Annotated in this window: 14 protein-coding genes; 8 read left to right on the top strand and 6 right to left on the bottom strand. The window is 67.1% G+C overall.

Annotated features, from left to right (window positions below; genetic code table 11):
- Positions 1-555 precede the first annotated feature (555 nt).
- Positions 556-2,034, bottom strand: coding sequence for a tRNA (N6-isopentenyl adenosine(37)-C2)-methylthiotransferase MiaB (gene miaB, locus Aple_RS41485; protein WP_155350258.1), 1,479 nt, complete (start codon positions 2,032-2,034; stop codon positions 556-558).
- Positions 2,035-2,744: 710 nt separating this feature from the next.
- Here miaB and tnpB point away from each other — a divergent pair.
- Complete coding sequence (gene tnpB, locus Aple_RS41480; protein ID WP_155350257.1) at positions 2,745-4,127, top strand: IS607 family element RNA-guided endonuclease TnpB; 1,383 nt, start codon at positions 2,745-2,747, stop codon at positions 4,125-4,127.
- Between the two features lie 9 nt (positions 4,128-4,136).
- Complete coding sequence (locus tag Aple_RS41475) at positions 4,137-4,772, top strand: response regulator transcription factor (RefSeq protein WP_155350256.1); 636 nt, start codon at positions 4,137-4,139, stop codon at positions 4,770-4,772.
- Here the strand turns inward: Aple_RS41475 and Aple_RS41470 are convergent.
- Positions 4,744-5,373, bottom strand: a complete 630-nt coding sequence (locus tag Aple_RS41470) for a hypothetical protein (RefSeq protein ID WP_155350255.1) — start codon at positions 5,371-5,373, stop codon at positions 4,744-4,746. The genes Aple_RS41475 and Aple_RS41470 overlap by 29 nt on opposite strands.
- Positions 5,374-5,506: 133 nt before the next feature.
- On the opposite strand from Aple_RS41470, the gene Aple_RS41465 reads away from it, so the two are divergent.
- The 6 genes from Aple_RS41465 to Aple_RS41440 all read left to right on the top strand — a co-directional run bounded on the left by Aple_RS41465 (position 5,507) and on the right by Aple_RS41440 (position 11,431).
- The gene (locus tag Aple_RS41465; RefSeq protein ID WP_155350254.1) at positions 5,507-6,262 is read left to right on the top strand and encodes an amino acid ABC transporter ATP-binding protein; all 756 of its coding nucleotides are present in this window, start codon (positions 5,507-5,509) and stop codon (positions 6,260-6,262) included.
- Between the two features lie 56 nt (positions 6,263-6,318).
- A complete protein-coding gene (locus Aple_RS41460; RefSeq protein ID WP_155350253.1) occupies positions 6,319-7,125 on the top strand; it encodes a glutamate ABC transporter substrate-binding protein in 807 nt (268 codons plus the stop codon).
- 34 nt (positions 7,126-7,159) lie between these two features.
- The gene (locus Aple_RS41455) at positions 7,160-7,828 is read left to right on the top strand and encodes an amino acid ABC transporter permease (RefSeq protein WP_155350252.1); all 669 of its coding nucleotides are present in this window, start codon (positions 7,160-7,162) and stop codon (positions 7,826-7,828) included.
- A complete protein-coding gene (locus tag Aple_RS41450; protein ID WP_155350251.1) occupies positions 7,825-8,691 on the top strand; it encodes an amino acid ABC transporter permease in 867 nt (288 codons plus the stop codon). The genes Aple_RS41455 and Aple_RS41450 overlap by 4 nt, the downstream gene beginning before the upstream one ends.
- A 68-nt stretch (positions 8,692-8,759) precedes the next feature.
- Positions 8,760-9,482 (top strand): type 2 periplasmic-binding domain-containing protein, encoded by a 723-nt coding sequence (locus tag Aple_RS41445; RefSeq protein ID WP_155350250.1) that lies wholly within the window; start codon positions 8,760-8,762, stop codon positions 9,480-9,482.
- A gap of 41 nt (positions 9,483-9,523) precedes the next feature.
- Complete coding sequence (locus Aple_RS41440) at positions 9,524-11,431, top strand: S9 family peptidase (RefSeq protein ID WP_246265114.1); 1,908 nt, start codon at positions 9,524-9,526, stop codon at positions 11,429-11,431.
- 6 nt (positions 11,432-11,437) lie between these two features.
- On the opposite strand, the gene rny is transcribed toward Aple_RS41440, so the two are convergent.
- From rny to Aple_RS41420, 4 genes are all read right to left on the bottom strand, one after another.
- A complete protein-coding gene (gene rny / locus Aple_RS41435) occupies positions 11,438-13,066 on the bottom strand; it encodes a ribonuclease Y (RefSeq protein WP_373869696.1) in 1,629 nt (542 codons plus the stop codon).
- Between the two features lie 1,211 nt (positions 13,067-14,277).
- Positions 14,278-14,508, bottom strand: coding sequence for a hypothetical protein (locus tag Aple_RS41430; RefSeq protein ID WP_155350247.1), 231 nt, complete (start codon positions 14,506-14,508; stop codon positions 14,278-14,280).
- Between the two features lie 131 nt (positions 14,509-14,639).
- Positions 14,640-15,584: a recombination regulator RecX gene (gene recX / locus Aple_RS55135; protein WP_246265115.1), complete on the bottom strand. Its 945-nt coding sequence runs from the start codon at positions 15,582-15,584 to the stop codon at positions 14,640-14,642.
- Positions 15,584-16,234: an HIT family protein gene (locus Aple_RS41420; RefSeq protein WP_246265113.1), complete on the bottom strand. Its 651-nt coding sequence runs from the start codon at positions 16,232-16,234 to the stop codon at positions 15,584-15,586. Before Aple_RS41420 ends, recX begins: the two co-directional genes overlap by 1 nt.
- Between the last annotated feature and the right edge of the window lie 593 nt (positions 16,235-16,827).

The raw sequence follows: 16,827 nt of genomic DNA, 5'->3' as shown, positions 1-16,827 counted from the left end.
CCACCCGCCCCAAACCCCACCAAAAGCAAGATCAGCCCACCCCTCAGGCCCCTCTCACCCTCAACAACCCGGGCAACAAAACCAAAACCAAACAAACCGACCACAAGAATCCCCGACCCTTGCGCCACCTTCCACGACATCCGCCGCGACTATTGCTACGAGGTCCTGCACGACATCACCGGTCAGCAACGGTGGTGATTCCGTCAAGCAGCCGGTGCAGCCCTCAGAGGTACAGATATTTATCCAGCTATGGTGCGGGCAGCCGCGGCGGACAGCGGGGTAGCGGTCCGCTGATATCACGGCAAAAGCGCTGCGCCGACCGGCTATCCGTTCCGGCGGCAGCGAGCCAGGCTCGTCGACATCCGCGATCTCCAGGGCGCCCGAACCGAACCAACAGGTAAGCCGCCCGCGCCGCGTCAGCGGGCTCGAGACCGGCGTCAGCGAGAGCTTCCCGGTCTGGGACCTTGCCGGGCTGCTCGGCAGCACAGCCTGGGGCTGTGGGTGGAGGCGCTCGCAGTCACCCTCCTGCTGCGGCATAGCCTCGCAGGAGTCCGGTTACGAGCAGGCGAGGGGTTCGGTCGTGGCGGCGGGGCGGCCGATGCTGGGCATGCCGAGGTTCACCGCGGCCGGGGCCGAGGGCTGGGATTGGCGGGCTAGCCAGGCGTCGCCCGCGCGAGTGCGGCGCACCGAAAGGACTTTGTCAGCGACCAGGTGATGCGGCGCCGCGTACGTGACCTCGACGGTGACCATGTCCCCGGGCCGGGCGTCGGCGGGAGCCAGGTGGACGAGGCGGTTGTCGGGGGCGCGGCCGGAGAGGCGGTGGGTGGCGCCGTCCTTGCGGCCTTCGCCCTCGGCGATGAGGACTTCCAGGACCTTGCCGACCTGCACCTTGTTCTCCGCCCAGGCGATCTCTTCCTGAAGGGCGACCAGTCGCTCGTACCGCTCCTGGACGACGGCCTTGGGGATCTGGTCGGGCATGGTCGCGGCGGGCGTGCCGGGCCGGATCGAATACTGGAAGGTGAAGGCGTTGGCGAAGCGGGCGGCGCGGACGACGTCGAGGGTGCCCTGGAAGTCGTCCTCGGTCTCGCCGGGGAAGCCGACGATGATGTCGGTGGAGATGGCGGCGTCGGGCATGGCGGCGCGCACACGTTCGATGATGCCGAGATAGCGCTCAGCCCGGTAGGAACGGCGCATCGCCTTCAGGATCCGGTCGGACCCGGACTGCAACGGCATGTGCAGCTGATGCATGACATTCGGCGTCTCCGCCATGGCGGCGATGACATCGTCGGTGAACGCGGCGGGATGCGGCGAGGTGAACCGGACCCGCTCGAGCCCGTCGACCGACCCGCAGGAGCGCAGGAGCTTGCCGAAGGCGAGACGGTCGCCGAACTCGACGCCGTAGGTGTTGACGTTCTGCCCGAGCAGGGTGATCTCCAGCACGCCCTGATCGACCAGGGTGCGGATCTCGCTGAGGATGTCACCGGGACGGCGATCCTTCTCCTTGCCCCGCAACGCGGGCACGATGCAGAACGTGCAGGTGTTGTTGCACCCGACCGAAATGGCCACCCACGCCGCATAAGCCGACTCGCGCTTGGTCGGCAGCGTCGACGGGAACGTCTCCAGGGATTCCTTGATCTCGACCTGGGCCTCTTCGGCGATCCGGGCCCGCTCCAGCAGCACCGGCAGCGACCCGATGTTGTGCGTGCCGAACACGACGTCCACCCACGGCGCCCGCCGCACGATCTCGCCCTGATCCTTCTGCGCCAGACACCCGCCGACCGCGATCTGCATGCCCGGATTGCTGAGCTTGCGGGGCCGCAGATGCCCGAGGTTCCCGTAGAGCCGGTTGTCGGCGTTCTCCCGCACCGCACAGGTGTTGAACACGACGACATCCGCGGGCTGCCCCTCGCGGGCGCGCACGTATCCCGCGTCCTCCAGCAGCCCGGACAGGCGCTCGGAGTCGTGAACGTTCATCTGGCACCCATAGGTCCGTACCTCGTACGTCCTGGTGCTCTCCTGAGTCGTGGCAGTCATCTCAACCCACAAGCCTAGGCGCTCCCGCGAGCGTAACTCCCGTATGCGGCGATCAACCTCAGCGAGAACGACGGCGACCCGCTCCCCCGGCCGCATCGTGGTCCCGTTGACCTACCAGAACGAGCAGGTCTGGTCCTGGCCCCGCCCGGGCGAGCGCGACCGAGATCGCGGCCTATCACATCGCGGTCGAGGCGCTGGCCACGCGTGTCGCGGGCCTGGTTGCGCCTGTCCGCCATCGACGAGACGCTTAGCCTCGAGGTGTGCGACAACGGCTGCGGGCTGGAAGGCAAACCAGAGTCGGCCGCTGTCGATGCGCAACCGTGCCGCCGAGCTGGGCGGATGGCGCACGATCGAACCACGCCGGGAGGGCGGCACACGCGTGCTCGCGATACTCCCGGCCAGAGGGTACGAACTGCTGCGCGGTTCGTCAGCGTTCATCAGTCCGGTTTCGGTTTCCTGGGTCTGGCGGGGTGATTGGTTCGCCAGGTGTGGAATTGGCCGGCAGGCCAGAGAAAGGCGAGGCTCACCTTGACGGATTGCGGGAACCTCGGATCGTTTGGACCGGTTGTCGAGGATGCGTCAGGTGATCCCCAGACTAGGCGCACCCTTGTTTCGCTGCTCAGATGGCAGTCAATCACGATCACCCTGGTAAACTGTAGCCACTTGTTCACCATGGGTATACATAGGTTTGCCATGGCCGGGGAGAGTTGATGCAGGCAGTCCACGCCTACCGATACGCCCTGGACCCCACCCCGCGCCAGGAACGTCTGCTCCGCTCCCACTGCGGCGCCGCCCGCCTGGCCTTCAACTGGGGCCTGGCGCGGGTGAAGGCCAATCTGGCCCAGCGGGAGGCCGAACGCTCCTACGGCATCCCCGACGCCCAGCTGACCCCGTCGCTGTCGTGGTCGATGTTCTCGCTGCGTAAAGCCTGGAACGGTGCCAAGCAGCAGGTCGCGCCGTGGTGGGCGGAGAACTCCAAAGAGGCCTACGCCTGCGGCCTGGACCGGCTGGCCACCGCGTTGACGAACTGGAACGAGTCCCGCAAAGGCACCCGTAAAGGCCCGAAGGTGGGCTTCCCCCGATTCCGGTCCAAACGCGGGAAGGCCATGTCGGTGCGGTTCACCACCGGGGCGGTCCGCCTGCATGGCCGCACCCACGTGATGCTGCCGGTGCTCGGGCGGATCAAAACCCACGAGTCCACACGTAAACTGGCCCGCCGGATCGAGGCGGGCACCGCACGCATCCGCTCGGCCACCGTCCGGTTGGAAGCCGGACGGTGGCTGGTGTCCTTCTCCGTGCAGGTCGAACGCGCCACCACCACGCCCTCACGACCAGAGGCGGTGGTCGGGGTGGACTTGGGCGTCAAGACCCTGGCCGTCTACTCCGACGGCCGCCCACCCGTCGACAACCCCCGGCACCTGGCCGCCGCCTCACGCAAGCTGCGCCGCCTGTCCCGGGCGGTCTCCCGCAAACAAGGCCCAGACCGGCGCAGCGGGCAGCAGCCGTCCGGCCGGTGGCGAAAGGCCAATGCCTCCCGTAACCGGGTCCACTACCGGGTGGCCGCGCTGCGCCGCGATGCCATCCACAAGCTCACCACGACGCTGGCGGGCGAGTACGGCACGGTCGTGGTCGAAGACCTCAACATCGCCGGGATGGTGCGGAACCGGCGGCTGGCCCGCGCGATCTCCGACGCCGGATTCGGCGAAATCCGCCGCCAACTCGCCTACAAGACCGAGTGGGGCGGCGGCCGGTTGGTGGTGGCCGGCCGCTGGTTCGCCTCCAGCAAAACGTGTTCCGGGTGCGGCGCGGTGAAAGCCAAACTCGCCCTCTCCGAACGCACCTACACCTGCACCTGCTGCGGCCTGGTCCTGGACCGGGACGTGAACGCGGCGCTCAATCTGGCTTCCCTGGTGAAGCACACCGTCGCCGGGAGTGGCCCGGAGACGACAAACGGACGTGGAGCCGACCATAAGACCCCGCCTGCCGGGGCCGGTGGCTGCGAAACGTCTACCCCGCACCGGGCACCGCCCAGATCGGACGGGGACCTCCGCCCAGTAATGGACGGATCACTGAGAAACACTGAAACTCAATGAACGGAAACCATGGAACCCATCAACATCCTGCTCGTTGACGACCATCCGGCGTTCCGGGCGGGACTGGTGGCGTTGCTCTCGCCGCTGGACGGCATCAAGGTGGTCGATCAGGTCGCCAACGGCGAGCAGGCGCTGGCGCTGATCAACCAGCTCCAGCCGGATGTCGTGCTGATGGACCTGACCATGCCGGGCATGGGCGGCGTGGCCGCCACCGAACGCATCCTGCGCGACAACCCGCATATCCGGGTGCTGATCCTGAGCATGTCCGACGACGACGAGTCGGTGTTCGCGGCGTTGCGCGCGGGCGCCCGAGGCTATGTCGTCAAGGGCGCCCGCCGGGTGGAGCTGTCCCGGGCGATCCGGGCCGTGGCCGCCGGAGACGCGGTGTTCGGCCCGGCCATCGCGAACCGCCTGATCGGCTACTTCTCCGGGCTGGCCAGGCGCGAGCAGAGCCTGCCCCAGCTCACGCCCCGGGAGCGGGAGATCCTGGGGCTGATGACCTCGCATCTCACCAACCCGCAGATCGCGGAGCGGCTGGCGCTGACCCACAAGACCGTGCGCAACCACGTCTCCAACATCTTCGCCAAGCTGCATGTGGGCGATCGGGTCAGCGCGGTCAGCCGCGCCCGGGAATCGGGGTTCTGAGCACCCGCCACGCCGCCCAGCCGTACGCGACGAGCTGGCACAGCGCCCCGGTGGACTGCACGGCGGGCGGCTGCGTGACGGTGAGGAACGGGATGGCGATCCCGGCGACCACCAGAACCGGCAGCCACCACGGCCCGATCCGGGTCGCGGCCAGCGAGATCGTCAGGATCAGCGCCCCCACATGCGACAGGAACGCCGGAAGCAGGATCGCGTAGACGAACCCCGCCAGGTCGCCCGCGGCGGCGGTGACCGCCACCGCCTGGTCGGCGGGCAGGGTCTGGGCGAGCGCCAGGTCGTAGAAGTCGGTCATAAACAGGCTCACCGCGGCGGCGGAACCGATCATGCCGACGGCCGCGCCCAGGTTGGCCAGCCGGGGCGCGCGCTCCCGCAGCAGCCCGGCCAGGGCCAGCATGCCGGGGATCATCGCGGCCGCGGCCCACAGGAAGAGCACGGCGCTGACCTGCACCTTCGTCGCGTGAGCCAGGAAGATCGCGGGGTTGTGGTCGGTCCCCGGAGGCGAGGTGAGGAAGGCGAGGAAGAGCAGGACGGGCCAGGCCACCAACGACCCGGCGGCGGCGTGGCGACGGAAGGAATCACTCATGCCGCCACTGAATCGGGCGCCTGTCCTGGGCGGCATGGGCCACCGACCAGGAAGATTCCGGGAAAAGCCGTGATGGGATCGGTACCGGCTGGTTAGTGACTTGGTTATGAAGACCCCCTTACTTTTGTTGACCATGACGGAAGCCGACAGATCGACTTCACTTGTCAGTCTGGAGAAGGTAAACAAGCACTTCGGCGCGCTGCACGTGCTGAGAGACATCGACTTGGACGTCACGCGTGGCGAGGTGGTCGTGGTCATCGGCCCGTCCGGTGGCGGCAAATCGACGCTCTGCCGCGTCATCAACCGCCTGGAGACGATCGACTCCGGGTCCATCACCTTCGACGGACATTCCCTCGCGGTCGAGGGCCGGGCGCTGGCCCGGCTCCGCTCCGAGGTCGGCATGGTGTTCCAGCAGTTCAACCTCTTCGCCCACAAGACCATCCTGGAGAACGTCACCCTCGGCCCGACCAAGGTCCGCAAGATCGCCCGCGCTCAGGCCGAACAGCGCGGCATGGAGCTCCTCGAGCGGGTCGGGATCGCCTCCCAGGCGGCCAAGTACCCCGCGCAGCTCTCCGGCGGCCAGCAGCAGCGGGTGGCCATCGCCCGGGCGCTGGCCATGGACCCGAAGATGATCCTGTTCGACGAGCCCACCTCCGCGCTGGACCCCGAGATGGTCCAGGAGGTGCTGGACGTCATGATCTCCCTGGCCAGGGACGGGATGACCATGCTGGTGGTCACCCACGAGATGGGCTTCGCCCGCCGGGCCGCCAACCGCGTGGTGTTCATGTCCGACGGCCAGATCATCGAGCAGGCCGCCCCCGACGAGTTCTTCACCAATCCCAGCACCGACCGTGCCCGGGACTTCCTCAGCAAGATCCTCACGCACTGAATCGCACATTCCCCCGAGCCGAGACCCGGCTCAGTGAATTGGAAGAGGTGGCAGTTATGCGAGTCCGCCGACTCGGAGCCGTTCTTTTGGCCGCAGCGGCATTGGCCACGAGTCTTGCCGCCTGCAGTGGCGACGACAAGTTTGTGATCGGCGTCAAGTTCGACCAGCCCGGGCTCGGCCTGAAGCAGCCGGACGGCTCAGTCAAGGGCTTCGACGTGGATGTGGCCAAGTATGTCGCCAAGGAACTGGGCTACAGCGACGACCAGATCGAGTTCAAGGAGACCGTCTCCGCGAACCGCGAGCCGTTCATCCAGCAGGGCCAGGTCGACATCGTGGTCGCCACCTACTCGATCACCGATGCCCGGAAGGAAGTGATCTCCTTCGCGGGGCCGTACCTGATCACCGGGCAGGACATCCTGACCCGGGCCGGGGACACCGGGATCGCCAACGTCGACTCGCTCGCCACCAAGAAGGTCTGCGGCGCGCAGGGTTCCTCCTCGCCCGCCCGGCTGGTGGAGAAGTTCGGCGAGCCGTGGAAGGGCCAGTACCTGACCGAGCAGCAGGGCTACGGCGCCTGCCTGCCGCTGCTCGAGCAGAGCCAGGTGGACGCGATCTCCACCGACGCCACCATCCTGGCCGGCTTCGCCGCCCAGTCGCCCGGCAAGTTCCGCCTCGTCGGCCAGCCCTTCTCCGAGGAGAAGTACGGCATCGGCCTGAAGAAGGACGACAAGGAAACCCGCGACAAGATCAACAACGCCATCGACAAGATGTTCAAGGACGGCTCCTGGAAGAAGTACGTCGACGCCAACTTCGGCGAGTTCGGCCAGTTCTTCGCCTCGCCTCCGGCGCTGGAGCGGTACTGATCGAACGCCGGTAGCGGAGGTAGGTAGGTAGGCGGTGTCCGCTCTCTTCGACGAGCTGCCGGTCATTCTGGGCGCGTTCTGGCTGACCGTACGGCTCACGCTGGCCACCGCCGTGGCCGCCCTGGTGCTGGGCACGGTGCTGGCCGCGATGCGGGTGAGCCCGCTGGGCGTGCTCCGCACCGTGGCCGCCACCTATGTCAACGCCCTGCGGAACACGCCGCTCACCCTGGTGATCGTGTTCTGCGGGCTCGGACTCGGGCTGGTGCTGGACGTCTCGTTCGCCGAGAGCCTGTCCGTCAACTACCTCTGGCTGTCCATCATCGGCCTGTCGCTCTACACGGCGGCCTTCGTCTGCGAGGCCATCAGATCGGGAATCAACACCGTCCCGATCGGGCAGGCGGAGGCCGCCCGTGCGCTCGGGCTGACCTTCCTCCAGAACCTTTGGCACATCGTGCTCCCGCAGGCCTTCCGCGCGGTGATCGCGCCGCTGGGCAGCGTGCTGATCGCGCTGATCAAGAACACCACGATCGCCGCCGCGATCGGCGTCGCGGAGGCCTCGCTCACCATGAAATCCCTGTTCGAGCGGCATCAGGAGGCGGTGGTTCCGATCTTCCTCGGGTTCGCGCTCGGGTTCCTGGTGCTCACCTTGCCGGTCGGGCTGCTGTTCGGCTGGCTGGCCAGACGACTGGCGGTGGCACGATGAGGGCGAGTGTTCTCTACGACGCCCCGGGGCCGCGCGGGCGGCGGCGCAACCTGGTGCTCACGGTGCTGTTCGCGGTGCTGCTGGTCGTGCTGGCCTACCTGGGATATCGGAAATTTGACGAAAAAGGCCAGTTTGATGCGGCGTTGTGGGAGCCGTTCCTGCGGGCGGATGTCTGGGTCAATCTGATCCTGCCCGGACTGTGGAACACGCTCAGCGCGGCGGCGACGGCGGCGTTGATCGCCGTGCCGTTCGGGTTCGTGTTCGGCATGGCCCGGCTGTCCGAGCACGTCTGGATCCGCATCCCGGCCGGGGCGATCGTCGAGTTCTTCCGGGCCATCCCGCTGCTCATCATGATCTTCTTCGCCCAGTACGGCGGCAGCGCCGTCTTCGGCCTCACCGTCACCTCCTTCAGCGCCGTCGTCTTCGGCCTGGTCATGTACAACGGCTCGGTGCTCGCCGAGATCGTCCGGGCGGGCATCTCGTCGCTGCCGCGCGGGCAGACCGAGGCCGCCCTCGCGGTCGGGCTGCGCAAGAGCCAGGCGATGCGGCTGATCCTGCTGCCGCAGGCGGTCACCGCGATGATGCCGGCCATCGTGAGCCAGCTCGTGGTGCTGCTCAAGGACACCGCGCTGGGCTTCATCGTCGCCTACGAGGACCTGCTGAACGCCGGGGCGCGCATCCTGCCCTCCAACTTCCGCAACCTGATCCCGTCGGTGATCGTGATGGCGCTCATCTACATCCTGATCAACGTGGCGGTCGGGCAGGTGGCGACGTGGCTGGAGAAGCGCAGCCGGCGCAGCCGCAAGACCACCGCGAAACCGGTCGCGCCACCCGATTCCGTGACAGCCCCGGCGACGTTGTAGACGTGGGGTGGTCAAGGTTTGACGTGTCATTGCGGGGCGTAGCGCGCGCCTGATCTGATCCTGATCGGGTGTGGCGCGTCGTTGTTCTGGGTATGGCGGCCGTTTTCCTCACCGCGTGTGGGGGCAGCGGCAGCCTCGTGATCGGGGTGCGGGCGGGGCAGCCCGGGCTGGTGGACAAGCTGCCCGGGGGCGGCTGGGCCGGGTTCGACATCGCGGTGGCGCACTACGTGGCGCGCGAACTCGGATACCGGGACGACCAGATCCGCTACACCTTCGACGCCGGCGAGGCCGATCTCAGCCTCGGCACGGTCGGCGGACGCTACGCCGGGCCGTACCTGGTGACCACCAAGGACCTGCTGGTCCGCACGCAGGAGCTGCGCACGCTGCGGGCCCTGCGATCGTCGCGGGTCTGCGGGACCCGCGCCGACGTCGCGCCGCTGGTCGAACGCTTCGGCACCGCCTGGCAGAACGTCTTCGTCGCCGAGGCGAACGTGCCCGCCGCCTGCGGCCCGCTCCTCGCCGACCGGCGCATCGACGCGATCATCGCCGACGCCCCCGTCCTGGCCGGCATCTCCGCGCAGTATCCCGGCCGCTTCCGCTTCCTCGGCCGCGATCTCGCCGAGGTGCGGTACGGCATTCGCCTCGCGCCGAACGCGATCGGGTTGCGGGACGACGTGGAGGAGGCTCTGCGGACGATGTACGAGGACGGGTCATGGCATCGGGCGGTGATCGACTACCTGGGGCTGCTGGCCACGAGGTACCTGTCGCCGCCCGTCCTCGAAAAGGGATAACCGGCCACACTCGGCCCCGCTTTTCCGGCAGGATGCCAGTCATGTCCCCCGAGCGACCGCCGATCTCCACCGCCGACGTGGCCAGGTCAGGGCTGCGCCTCGGCTTCCCCACCGTGCTCGGCGAGGAGGTCTGGTGGGAGGAGGACCGGCCGGCCGAAGCGGGCCGCCGCACCATCGTCCACCGCGCCGCCGACGGAACCCGCCGCGAGCTCATCGCCGCCCCGTGGGACGCGCGGTCGCGGGTGCACGAGTACGGCGGGCGGTCCTACGTGGTCGTGCCCGGCGTGGGCGTGGTCTTCGTCAACCATTCCGATCAGCGGCTCTACCTGACCGACGGGGGTACGCCGCGGGCGTTGACGGCGGCTTCCGAGCATCGGTACGGCGATCTGCTGTTCGCCGCCGGGGTGATCTGGTGCGTGCGGGAGCGGCATCTTGACGGGAAGGTGGATCGGGCGCTTGCTTCGGTGACCTTGGCGGGTGAGGTGACGGAGGTGGTCACCGGCAGCGATTTCTATGCTTCTCCGGCTTTGTCGCCCGACGGGGAGCATCTCGCTTATATCTGCTGGAATCATCCGCGGTTGCCGTGGACGGGGACCGAGTTGCGGATCACGCGGCTTGAGGACGGCAGTTCGTGGACGGTCAAGGGCGGGATGAGCGAGTCCGTGCTCGCGCCGCAGTGGCGGGATAACCGGAACCTTTATCTGATCTCTGATTGGTCGGGGTGGTGGAACCTCTATCAGATCGGGATCTTCGGGACTTCTTCGCAGGCGTTGTATCCGGCTGAGGAGGAGTTCGCGTGGCCGTTGTGGGAGTTGGGCGGGTTGCCGTACCTCGTGCTGGGGGACGGCCGGCTCGCGGTCCTGCACGGGCAGGGGGACCTGCGCCTGGGCATCCTGGATCCGGAGACCGGATCTCTCGCCGACCTCGACGTCCCGTATTCGGGCTGGCGGCCCGCCCTGAGTGCGGACGGGACCACTCTGGTGGGCATCGCCTATGGCGCCGACGTGCCTCGCTCGGTGGTTCGCGTCGACACCGTCACCGGGCGCGTCGAGGGTTTGCGCCGTGACATCCCCGAACTGCCCGACATCGCCTACCTGCCCATACCGCGCTCGGTCGAGATAGAAGGCAGCTTCGGCCGCCGCGTCCACGCCTACCTCTATCCGCCCTTCCACCAACAGCACAAGCCACCTCCGCCCGCCCTCTCCCCATCGGCGAACTCGCTGGATTCAGGCTCACCCGCCGCAGACCCGTCGGCCGAGCCCTCGTTCGTCGCTGCGCCTTATGTGGTTTTCGTCCATGGGGGTCCGACTGGGCATGCCACGACCGAGTTGAGCCTGGAGAAGGCGTTCTTCACCACGCGGGGGATCGGCGTTCTTGAGGTCAACTACGGGGGTTCGACCGGATACGGGCGTGCCTATCGTGAGCGGCTGCGCGGGCAGTGGGGCGTGGTGGACGTGGAGGACACGGTCGCGGCGGCCCAGTGGCTCGCGGCCGAAGGTCTCGCCGACCCGGCTCGGATCGCGGTGCGGGGGGCGAGCGCGGGAGGCTGGACCGTGATGGCCGCCTGCGCCGCCTCCACCGTTTTCTGCGGCGGCGTCTCCATCGCCGGTGTCAGCGCCCTGGCGCCCTTGGTCGCCGCCACGCACGACTTCGAATCCCGCTACGTCGAATGGCTGGTCGGCCCGGAATCCCTGTACTCCTCCCGGGAACCCCTCTCCCGGGCCGGCGAGGTCTCCTGCCCCATGCTCCTCATGCAGGGCCTGGCCGACCCGGTGGTTCCCCCCGCCCAAGCCGAAGCCTTCGCCACCGCCCTGACCGATCGTGGCGTCCCCTGCACGTACCTGTCCTTCGAGGGCGAAAGCCACGGCTTCCGCCGCCTGGAAAGCAAGACCGCGGCCCTGGCAGCCGAACTGGCCTTCTACGAACAACTCTTCCGCCCAGAAAACTGAGTGGGATCAGCGGGCGAATTCGGTGGCCCGGGATTCGCGGACGACCGTGATGCGGATCTGGCCCGGGTAGGTGAGTTCCTCTTCGACCTGCTTGGCGACGTCGCGGGCGATCACCTGGGCCTGGATGTCGTCGACGTTGTCGGGACGCACCATGACGCGGATTTCGCGGCCGGCCTGCATGGCGAAGACCTTGTCGACGCCCTCGTAGGACTGGGCGATCTCCTCCAGGCGCTCCAGGCGCTTGACGTAGGCCTCAAGGGATTCGCGGCGGGCGCCGGGGCGGCTGCCGCTGATGGCGTCGGCGGCCTGGGTGAGGACGGCTTCGACGGTGCGGACCTCGACCTCGTTGTGGTGGGCCTCGATGGCGTGCACGACGTCCTCGTGCTCGCCATACCGGCGGGCGATCTCGGCGCCGATCAGGGCGTGGCTGCCCTCGACCTCGTGGGTGAGCGCCTTGCCGATGTCGTGCAGCAGCGCGCAGCGCTTGACGAGATCACGGTCGAGCCGCAGCTCCGAGGCCATGATCCCGGCGATGTGCGCCGACTCGATGAGATGCTTCAACACGTTCTGGCCGTACGACGTGCGGTAGCGGAGCTGGCCGAGCAAGGTGACCAGTTCGGGGTGCATGTCGGTGATGCCCAGCTCGACCAGGGCATCCTCCCCCGCGCGTACACAAAGATCCTGCACTTCGGCCTTGCTGCGCTCGTAGGCCTCCTCGATGCGCTGCGGATGAATCCGCCCGTCGAGCACCAGCTTCTCCAGGGTCAACCTGGCGGTCTCCCTGCGAACGGGATCGAAACACGACAACAGCACCGCCTCCGGCGTGTCATCGATGATCAGATTGACCCCGGTGGTCGACTCGAACGCCCGGATATTCCGCCCTTCGCGCCCGATGATCCGGCCCTTCATCTCATCCCCCGGCAAGTGCAGCACACTCACCACGGACTCGGCCGTCTGCTCGGTCGCCACCCGCTGCACCGCCAGCGTCACGATCTTGCAGGCCCGCTTCTCCCCCTCCTTCCGGGCATCGCTCTCGATCTCCCGGACGATCAGCGCGGCCTCCCGCTTGGCCTGGTTCTCGATCTCCTTGACCAGCTCGTTCTTGGCCTGCTCGGCTGTCAGCCCCGCGACCCGCTCCAGGATCTGCCGCCGCTTCTCCGCCACCTGATCCAGCTCAACCCGCCGATCGGCCAGCTCGGTCTCGGTCTCCGCCAGCTGCCTGGCCCGCTCGGCCTGCCGCCGCGCCTCCTCGTCGAGCCGCTGCTCCCGCTCCCCCAGCCGGTTCTCCCTGCGCTCCAGATCGGCGCGCAGCTCCTTCAACTCGTTCTTGAGGATCCGCGACTCCTCCTCGACCTCCCGCCGCATCAGCGCCGCGTTCTCCACCAGCGCCTCAGACTTGCGGATGATCTCCCCTGCGTCGCTCTCAGCCCGCACCCGGATCTCATCGGCGTCCCGCCGCGCCTGCTCCAGCTCCTTCTCAGTCAACTCCGCCTTCAACTGAGCGATCTGCTCGGCTGTCGGCCCGGTCTCCTTCGGAGCGGTACGGCGCAGCAACAGAACCAGGAGGGCGGCAATCGCTACGAACGCCGCCAGCAGCACCGCCACTGCCAGCACGATCACGATCGTCATATCCATTGCGCGCCCACCCCTCCTAGCGTCAGCCGGTAAAGGGGTCACACGCACAGCACGGCAACGCCTGGTGGCGTCACACTGGCGTCACCAGGGCAAATATCGCACCCAAGAGCGGTCAGGGTCCGTAACTCACCGTTATGGCAATCCGCGCTGCGCGGAGTAACTCCTCACTGCGGTCGAGATTAAGCGTCAGAGAGGTAACGAGCAAGCAAAGACGCTCTGTCAAGCGACTTTTCCTCGATCATCTCGACAACCCACAACCTCTGGAGCCCCAGTCCCCAACCCACAGCCCTCCCCCGAAAACCCCAACCCCTAACACCCCATACACCTCACCCCAAACCTCCCCCAACCACCTCACCCTCAACCTTCACCCCCTACCAACGCCACCCCACCCTCCAGTCCCCACCCGACCTGAAGCCGGTCGCGGTCGCTGAGGGACGGCCTTCGAGATCATTGATGTCACCGCCTCTGTCAAGATGGCCACCCATCCGCAAGCCACCCAGACCACTAGCACCGGGGGAGCCGGGCGTGGGCCGCTCTTCGTTGATCACGAGCCGAGGACATGCCCCATGACAAGATCAAGGCTCTCGCACGGTCGTCCGGCGCACTCCTCGGCGTCGTCTCGCCTCCTCGGCGTCGTCGATCTGCCCGGCATCGCCGATCTGCCCGGCCAAGCCGTGGCCGCGCCCGCGCGCGGAAGTACATGCTGCGAGCAGTCGCGGACGCGGTGGCCCGGCTGGCAGCGCCCCGCGCGGAAGTACGTGCAGGCCCTCGTCTCAGACCCGCCAGCGCCGGAGAGACCGAGGCGTGCCCTTGCCGCAGACCACCAGGCGCCGCGAAGTCCAAGGCGCGCCCTCACCCCGGACCGCCAGCGCCGGGGAGACCGGGAGTGCTCTCGTCTCCAAGTCCCGCGCTACGCGGCCGCCGTCCGCGAGGGTATGGCGCAGATCGCCGACGCCGACGGTATGGCCAGGCGCGGCCTGGCGGGGAAGCTCCTGACCGGGCTCAAGCAGATCTGCAACCACCCCGCCCACTACCTGAAGAGCTGCACGGCCGCCTCACCGGCAACTCGGGAACGCATCGAGGCACGGGTCGAAGCAGTCCGTGACGAGGTCGACGATCACGGCGGGGGCCACGGGAGAGGCCGGGCATCCATCTTTGGCAGGTCGCTGGACCCGTCGATCCGCTTCAGGGCGTTCGGCGTAAATACGGTGTCACTGCTCGGAATCGGGTTCCTTGTCGGGTGGGCCTGCGCGAAGAATTTGAAGGATGGTGATCGTCCCAGCCACTACCAGCATGTACACGACGTATGTGTTCCAGGTTCTGGTGATTCCGGCGATCGCGACGCCGACGACGAGCACGGCGATGACGCTCGTGACGATGTAGCGGGTCGGGCGGGTCATGTTCCGGTACAAGACGATCATGTATGCGGTCAGGCGGCTCATGGCATCTTCCTTCGAAGGCGCTCTTACCGGAGTGACACTCTCCGTTCCCCATTGATAGAGCCCTCCGGTTGCACACCGCTTGATGATCACCAAGCCATTGATGCATCCGCCATGCGGTCGCTACGGTCTCTCTAGATTTCGTCGTCGTGGATCTCGGCTTGCAGGATGTCGTCGTCTTGAGTGCTGTCGGGGTCGGTGATGCCTTCTTGTTCGAGTGCCTCGCGGACGATGCGGAAGGCCAGGGCGGGTGAGTAGCCCTTGCGGGCCAGCATGCCGACCAGTTTGCGCGTTCGCGCCTGGGGGTCGGCGTTCCTGGTGCCGGGGAGCTTTCGAGCCACTAAGCGCCGGGCGGTTTCCACTTCCTCGTCTGGGTCGAGCTGCTGCACGGCGTCCTTCACCGTGTCCTCGGGCACTCCCCGATGACGCAGCTCTTGAGCCAGAGCCCTCCTGGCGAGACCTCGTCCTGTGTGCCGCGAACTCACCCATGCGGCGGCGAATGCCTCATCATCGATCAGCCCAACTTCCGAGAACCGTTCCAGAACCGCCTCGGCCACGTCCTCAGGCACCTCCCGCTTACGCAACGCCTCCGCCAACTGCGCCCGAGTCCTGGGCGCCAACGTCAGCAGCCGCAGACAAACAGCTCGCGCCTTGGCCTCCGGACTACCTTCATCTCGGCGCTCGCGAGACCCACGCCCCGAAGACTCACGCTCGGCCGATTCCCGCCTCGACCTCCTGCGGTTAGAAGACCCGCCCGCGGAAGACCCGCCCTCCGACGATTCACCCGCGAACGACTCAGGCTCGAACGACTCACGCCTCGACGTCCTGCGGCTAGAAGACCCACGCTCAGAAGGCCCGCCCCCGAACCACCCACCCTCCGACGATTCACGCTCGGCCGATCCACGCCTCGACGTCCTGCGGTTAGAAGACCCACGCTCGGAAGACTCGCCCGCGGAAGACCCGCGCGCGGACGATTCGCGCGCGGACGACCCGCGCTCGGACGATTCGCGCGCGGATGATTCGCGCCCCGGTGTCCTGCGGTTGGAAGTCCCGCCGTCCGAATCCTCCCAATGGTCCATCATCGCCGCCTGGCCAGGGCTGTCCGGAGCTGATGGGCGAGGGTGACCGCCTGTTCAAGCGTCCAGGGGATTACGCCGTTCTCGGTCATCAGGGCGTGATATTGCTGCTGCTCATACGGAGTTTCAGGCGGCAACGCGACGATATGCCAGTGGAGATGCGAATTGCCCTGCTGACTGCCTAGCGTGAGCAGGTAGGTGCGTTCGGACGGGACAACTTGTTCAACAGCGAGAGCAATTCGACGAACGATCGTCATCAACCGCAGATATGCGTCTTCATCCAAATCACGCACCACGTGCTCGACATGAGTCTTCGGAGCGACCAGCACCTTGCCGGGCATCGTTGGGTAACGATCCAAGAAGGCAATGTGCTGCTCGTCCTCGTACACGATCTGCTCAAGGTCGTATCCAGGCTTGCCCTCGACCACGGCACAGACGAAGCAAGATCCGCTCCGAATACGCCGCACATATGCATCAAGGTCAAACGCCACATTCCGGAGCGCACTGGATTCAGCCGCTTTGACACCTTGAGCCTCAACACCTTGAGCACCGGACCCACCCATGGCACCCGCCCCCAAAACTAACTTCCGCTCAGTATAAACTTTGATATTCGACTTATACGCGCGCGCATAAAACGCCAAATTCCAGGCCATGTCGCCACACCAACTCCAGGGTGGAAAGCCCAGCGCCGACCAGACGGCGCTGACCCTCGGCGTGCACCAACGGCCAGCCCGCGCCTGCGCATGTGGCCATCGTCATGGACCTGGTCCATCGCCTCTGGCAAGGTCAAGCGCCCACCCCAAAGAGAGCACAAGCGAGAGAATCCCCTTCCCGGAATCCACCTCCACTTAAACTCGACATCAGTGCTAAAGCTCTCCTGTGTAAGAGCACCTAACACAATGAGCAGGTTGCCGGGTTGCTCACCGTTATCCGGCGCCGTTAACGCTGGTGGTGGTTCTCGCCGCACCGGCGCCACGAGCGGGCTGCCGCAGCCGCGAGTTGGCGGCGGCGCAGCCGCCGAGCGGCCGGGCTCCGGCGGCATTCTGTTTGGTGTGGGGTGGGAGTCGCCGAGTAGTCAAGTGTGGACGGGTCGTGAATCTCGGTCGCTTTCCAGCCAGCGGCCTGTCGCTTCTGTGGCCATGGTGATCAGGTCAGCGGTTCTAAGGCCTACATCGAGACGTGATCCATTACACGAGGGACCGAGCGCCAGCGCCCTACAAGGGGGGTGGGTGGGAGGACCACGGTT

This window comes from Acrocarpospora pleiomorpha (assembly GCF_009687885.1).
GTDB classification, from domain to species: Bacteria; Actinomycetota; Actinomycetes; order Streptosporangiales; family Streptosporangiaceae; genus Acrocarpospora; species Acrocarpospora pleiomorpha.
The sequence above is the reverse complement of the archived record's forward strand: the minus strand, read 5'-3'. Positions and strand labels throughout refer to the sequence as shown.

Coding starts and splice junctions, on each gene's coding strand:
- miaB (WP_155350258.1), bottom strand. CDS start 2,034: ATGACTGCCACGACTCAGGAGAGCACCAGGACGTACGAGGTACGGACC.
- tnpB (WP_155350257.1), top strand. CDS start 2,745: ATGCAGGCAGTCCACGCCTACCGATACGCCCTGGACCCCACCCCGCGC.
- Aple_RS41475 (WP_155350256.1), top strand. CDS start 4,137: ATGGAACCCATCAACATCCTGCTCGTTGACGACCATCCGGCGTTCCGG.
- Aple_RS41470 (WP_155350255.1), bottom strand. CDS start 5,373: ATGAGTGATTCCTTCCGTCGCCACGCCGCCGCCGGGTCGTTGGTGGCC.
- Aple_RS41465 (WP_155350254.1), top strand. CDS start 5,507: ATGACGGAAGCCGACAGATCGACTTCACTTGTCAGTCTGGAGAAGGTA.
- Aple_RS41460 (WP_155350253.1), top strand. CDS start 6,319: ATGCGAGTCCGCCGACTCGGAGCCGTTCTTTTGGCCGCAGCGGCATTG.
- Aple_RS41450 (WP_155350251.1), top strand. CDS start 7,825: ATGAGGGCGAGTGTTCTCTACGACGCCCCGGGGCCGCGCGGGCGGCGG.
- Aple_RS41440 (WP_246265114.1), top strand. CDS start 9,524: ATGTCCCCCGAGCGACCGCCGATCTCCACCGCCGACGTGGCCAGGTCA.
- rny (WP_373869696.1), bottom strand. CDS start 13,066: ATGGATATGACGATCGTGATCGTGCTGGCAGTGGCGGTGCTGCTGGCG.
- Aple_RS41430 (WP_155350247.1), bottom strand. CDS start 14,508: ATGAGCCGCCTGACCGCATACATGATCGTCTTGTACCGGAACATGACC.
- recX (WP_246265115.1), bottom strand. CDS start 15,584: ATGGACCATTGGGAGGATTCGGACGGCGGGACTTCCAACCGCAGGACA.
- Aple_RS41420 (WP_246265113.1), bottom strand. CDS start 16,234: ATGGCCTGGAATTTGGCGTTTTATGCGCGCGCGTATAAGTCGAATATC.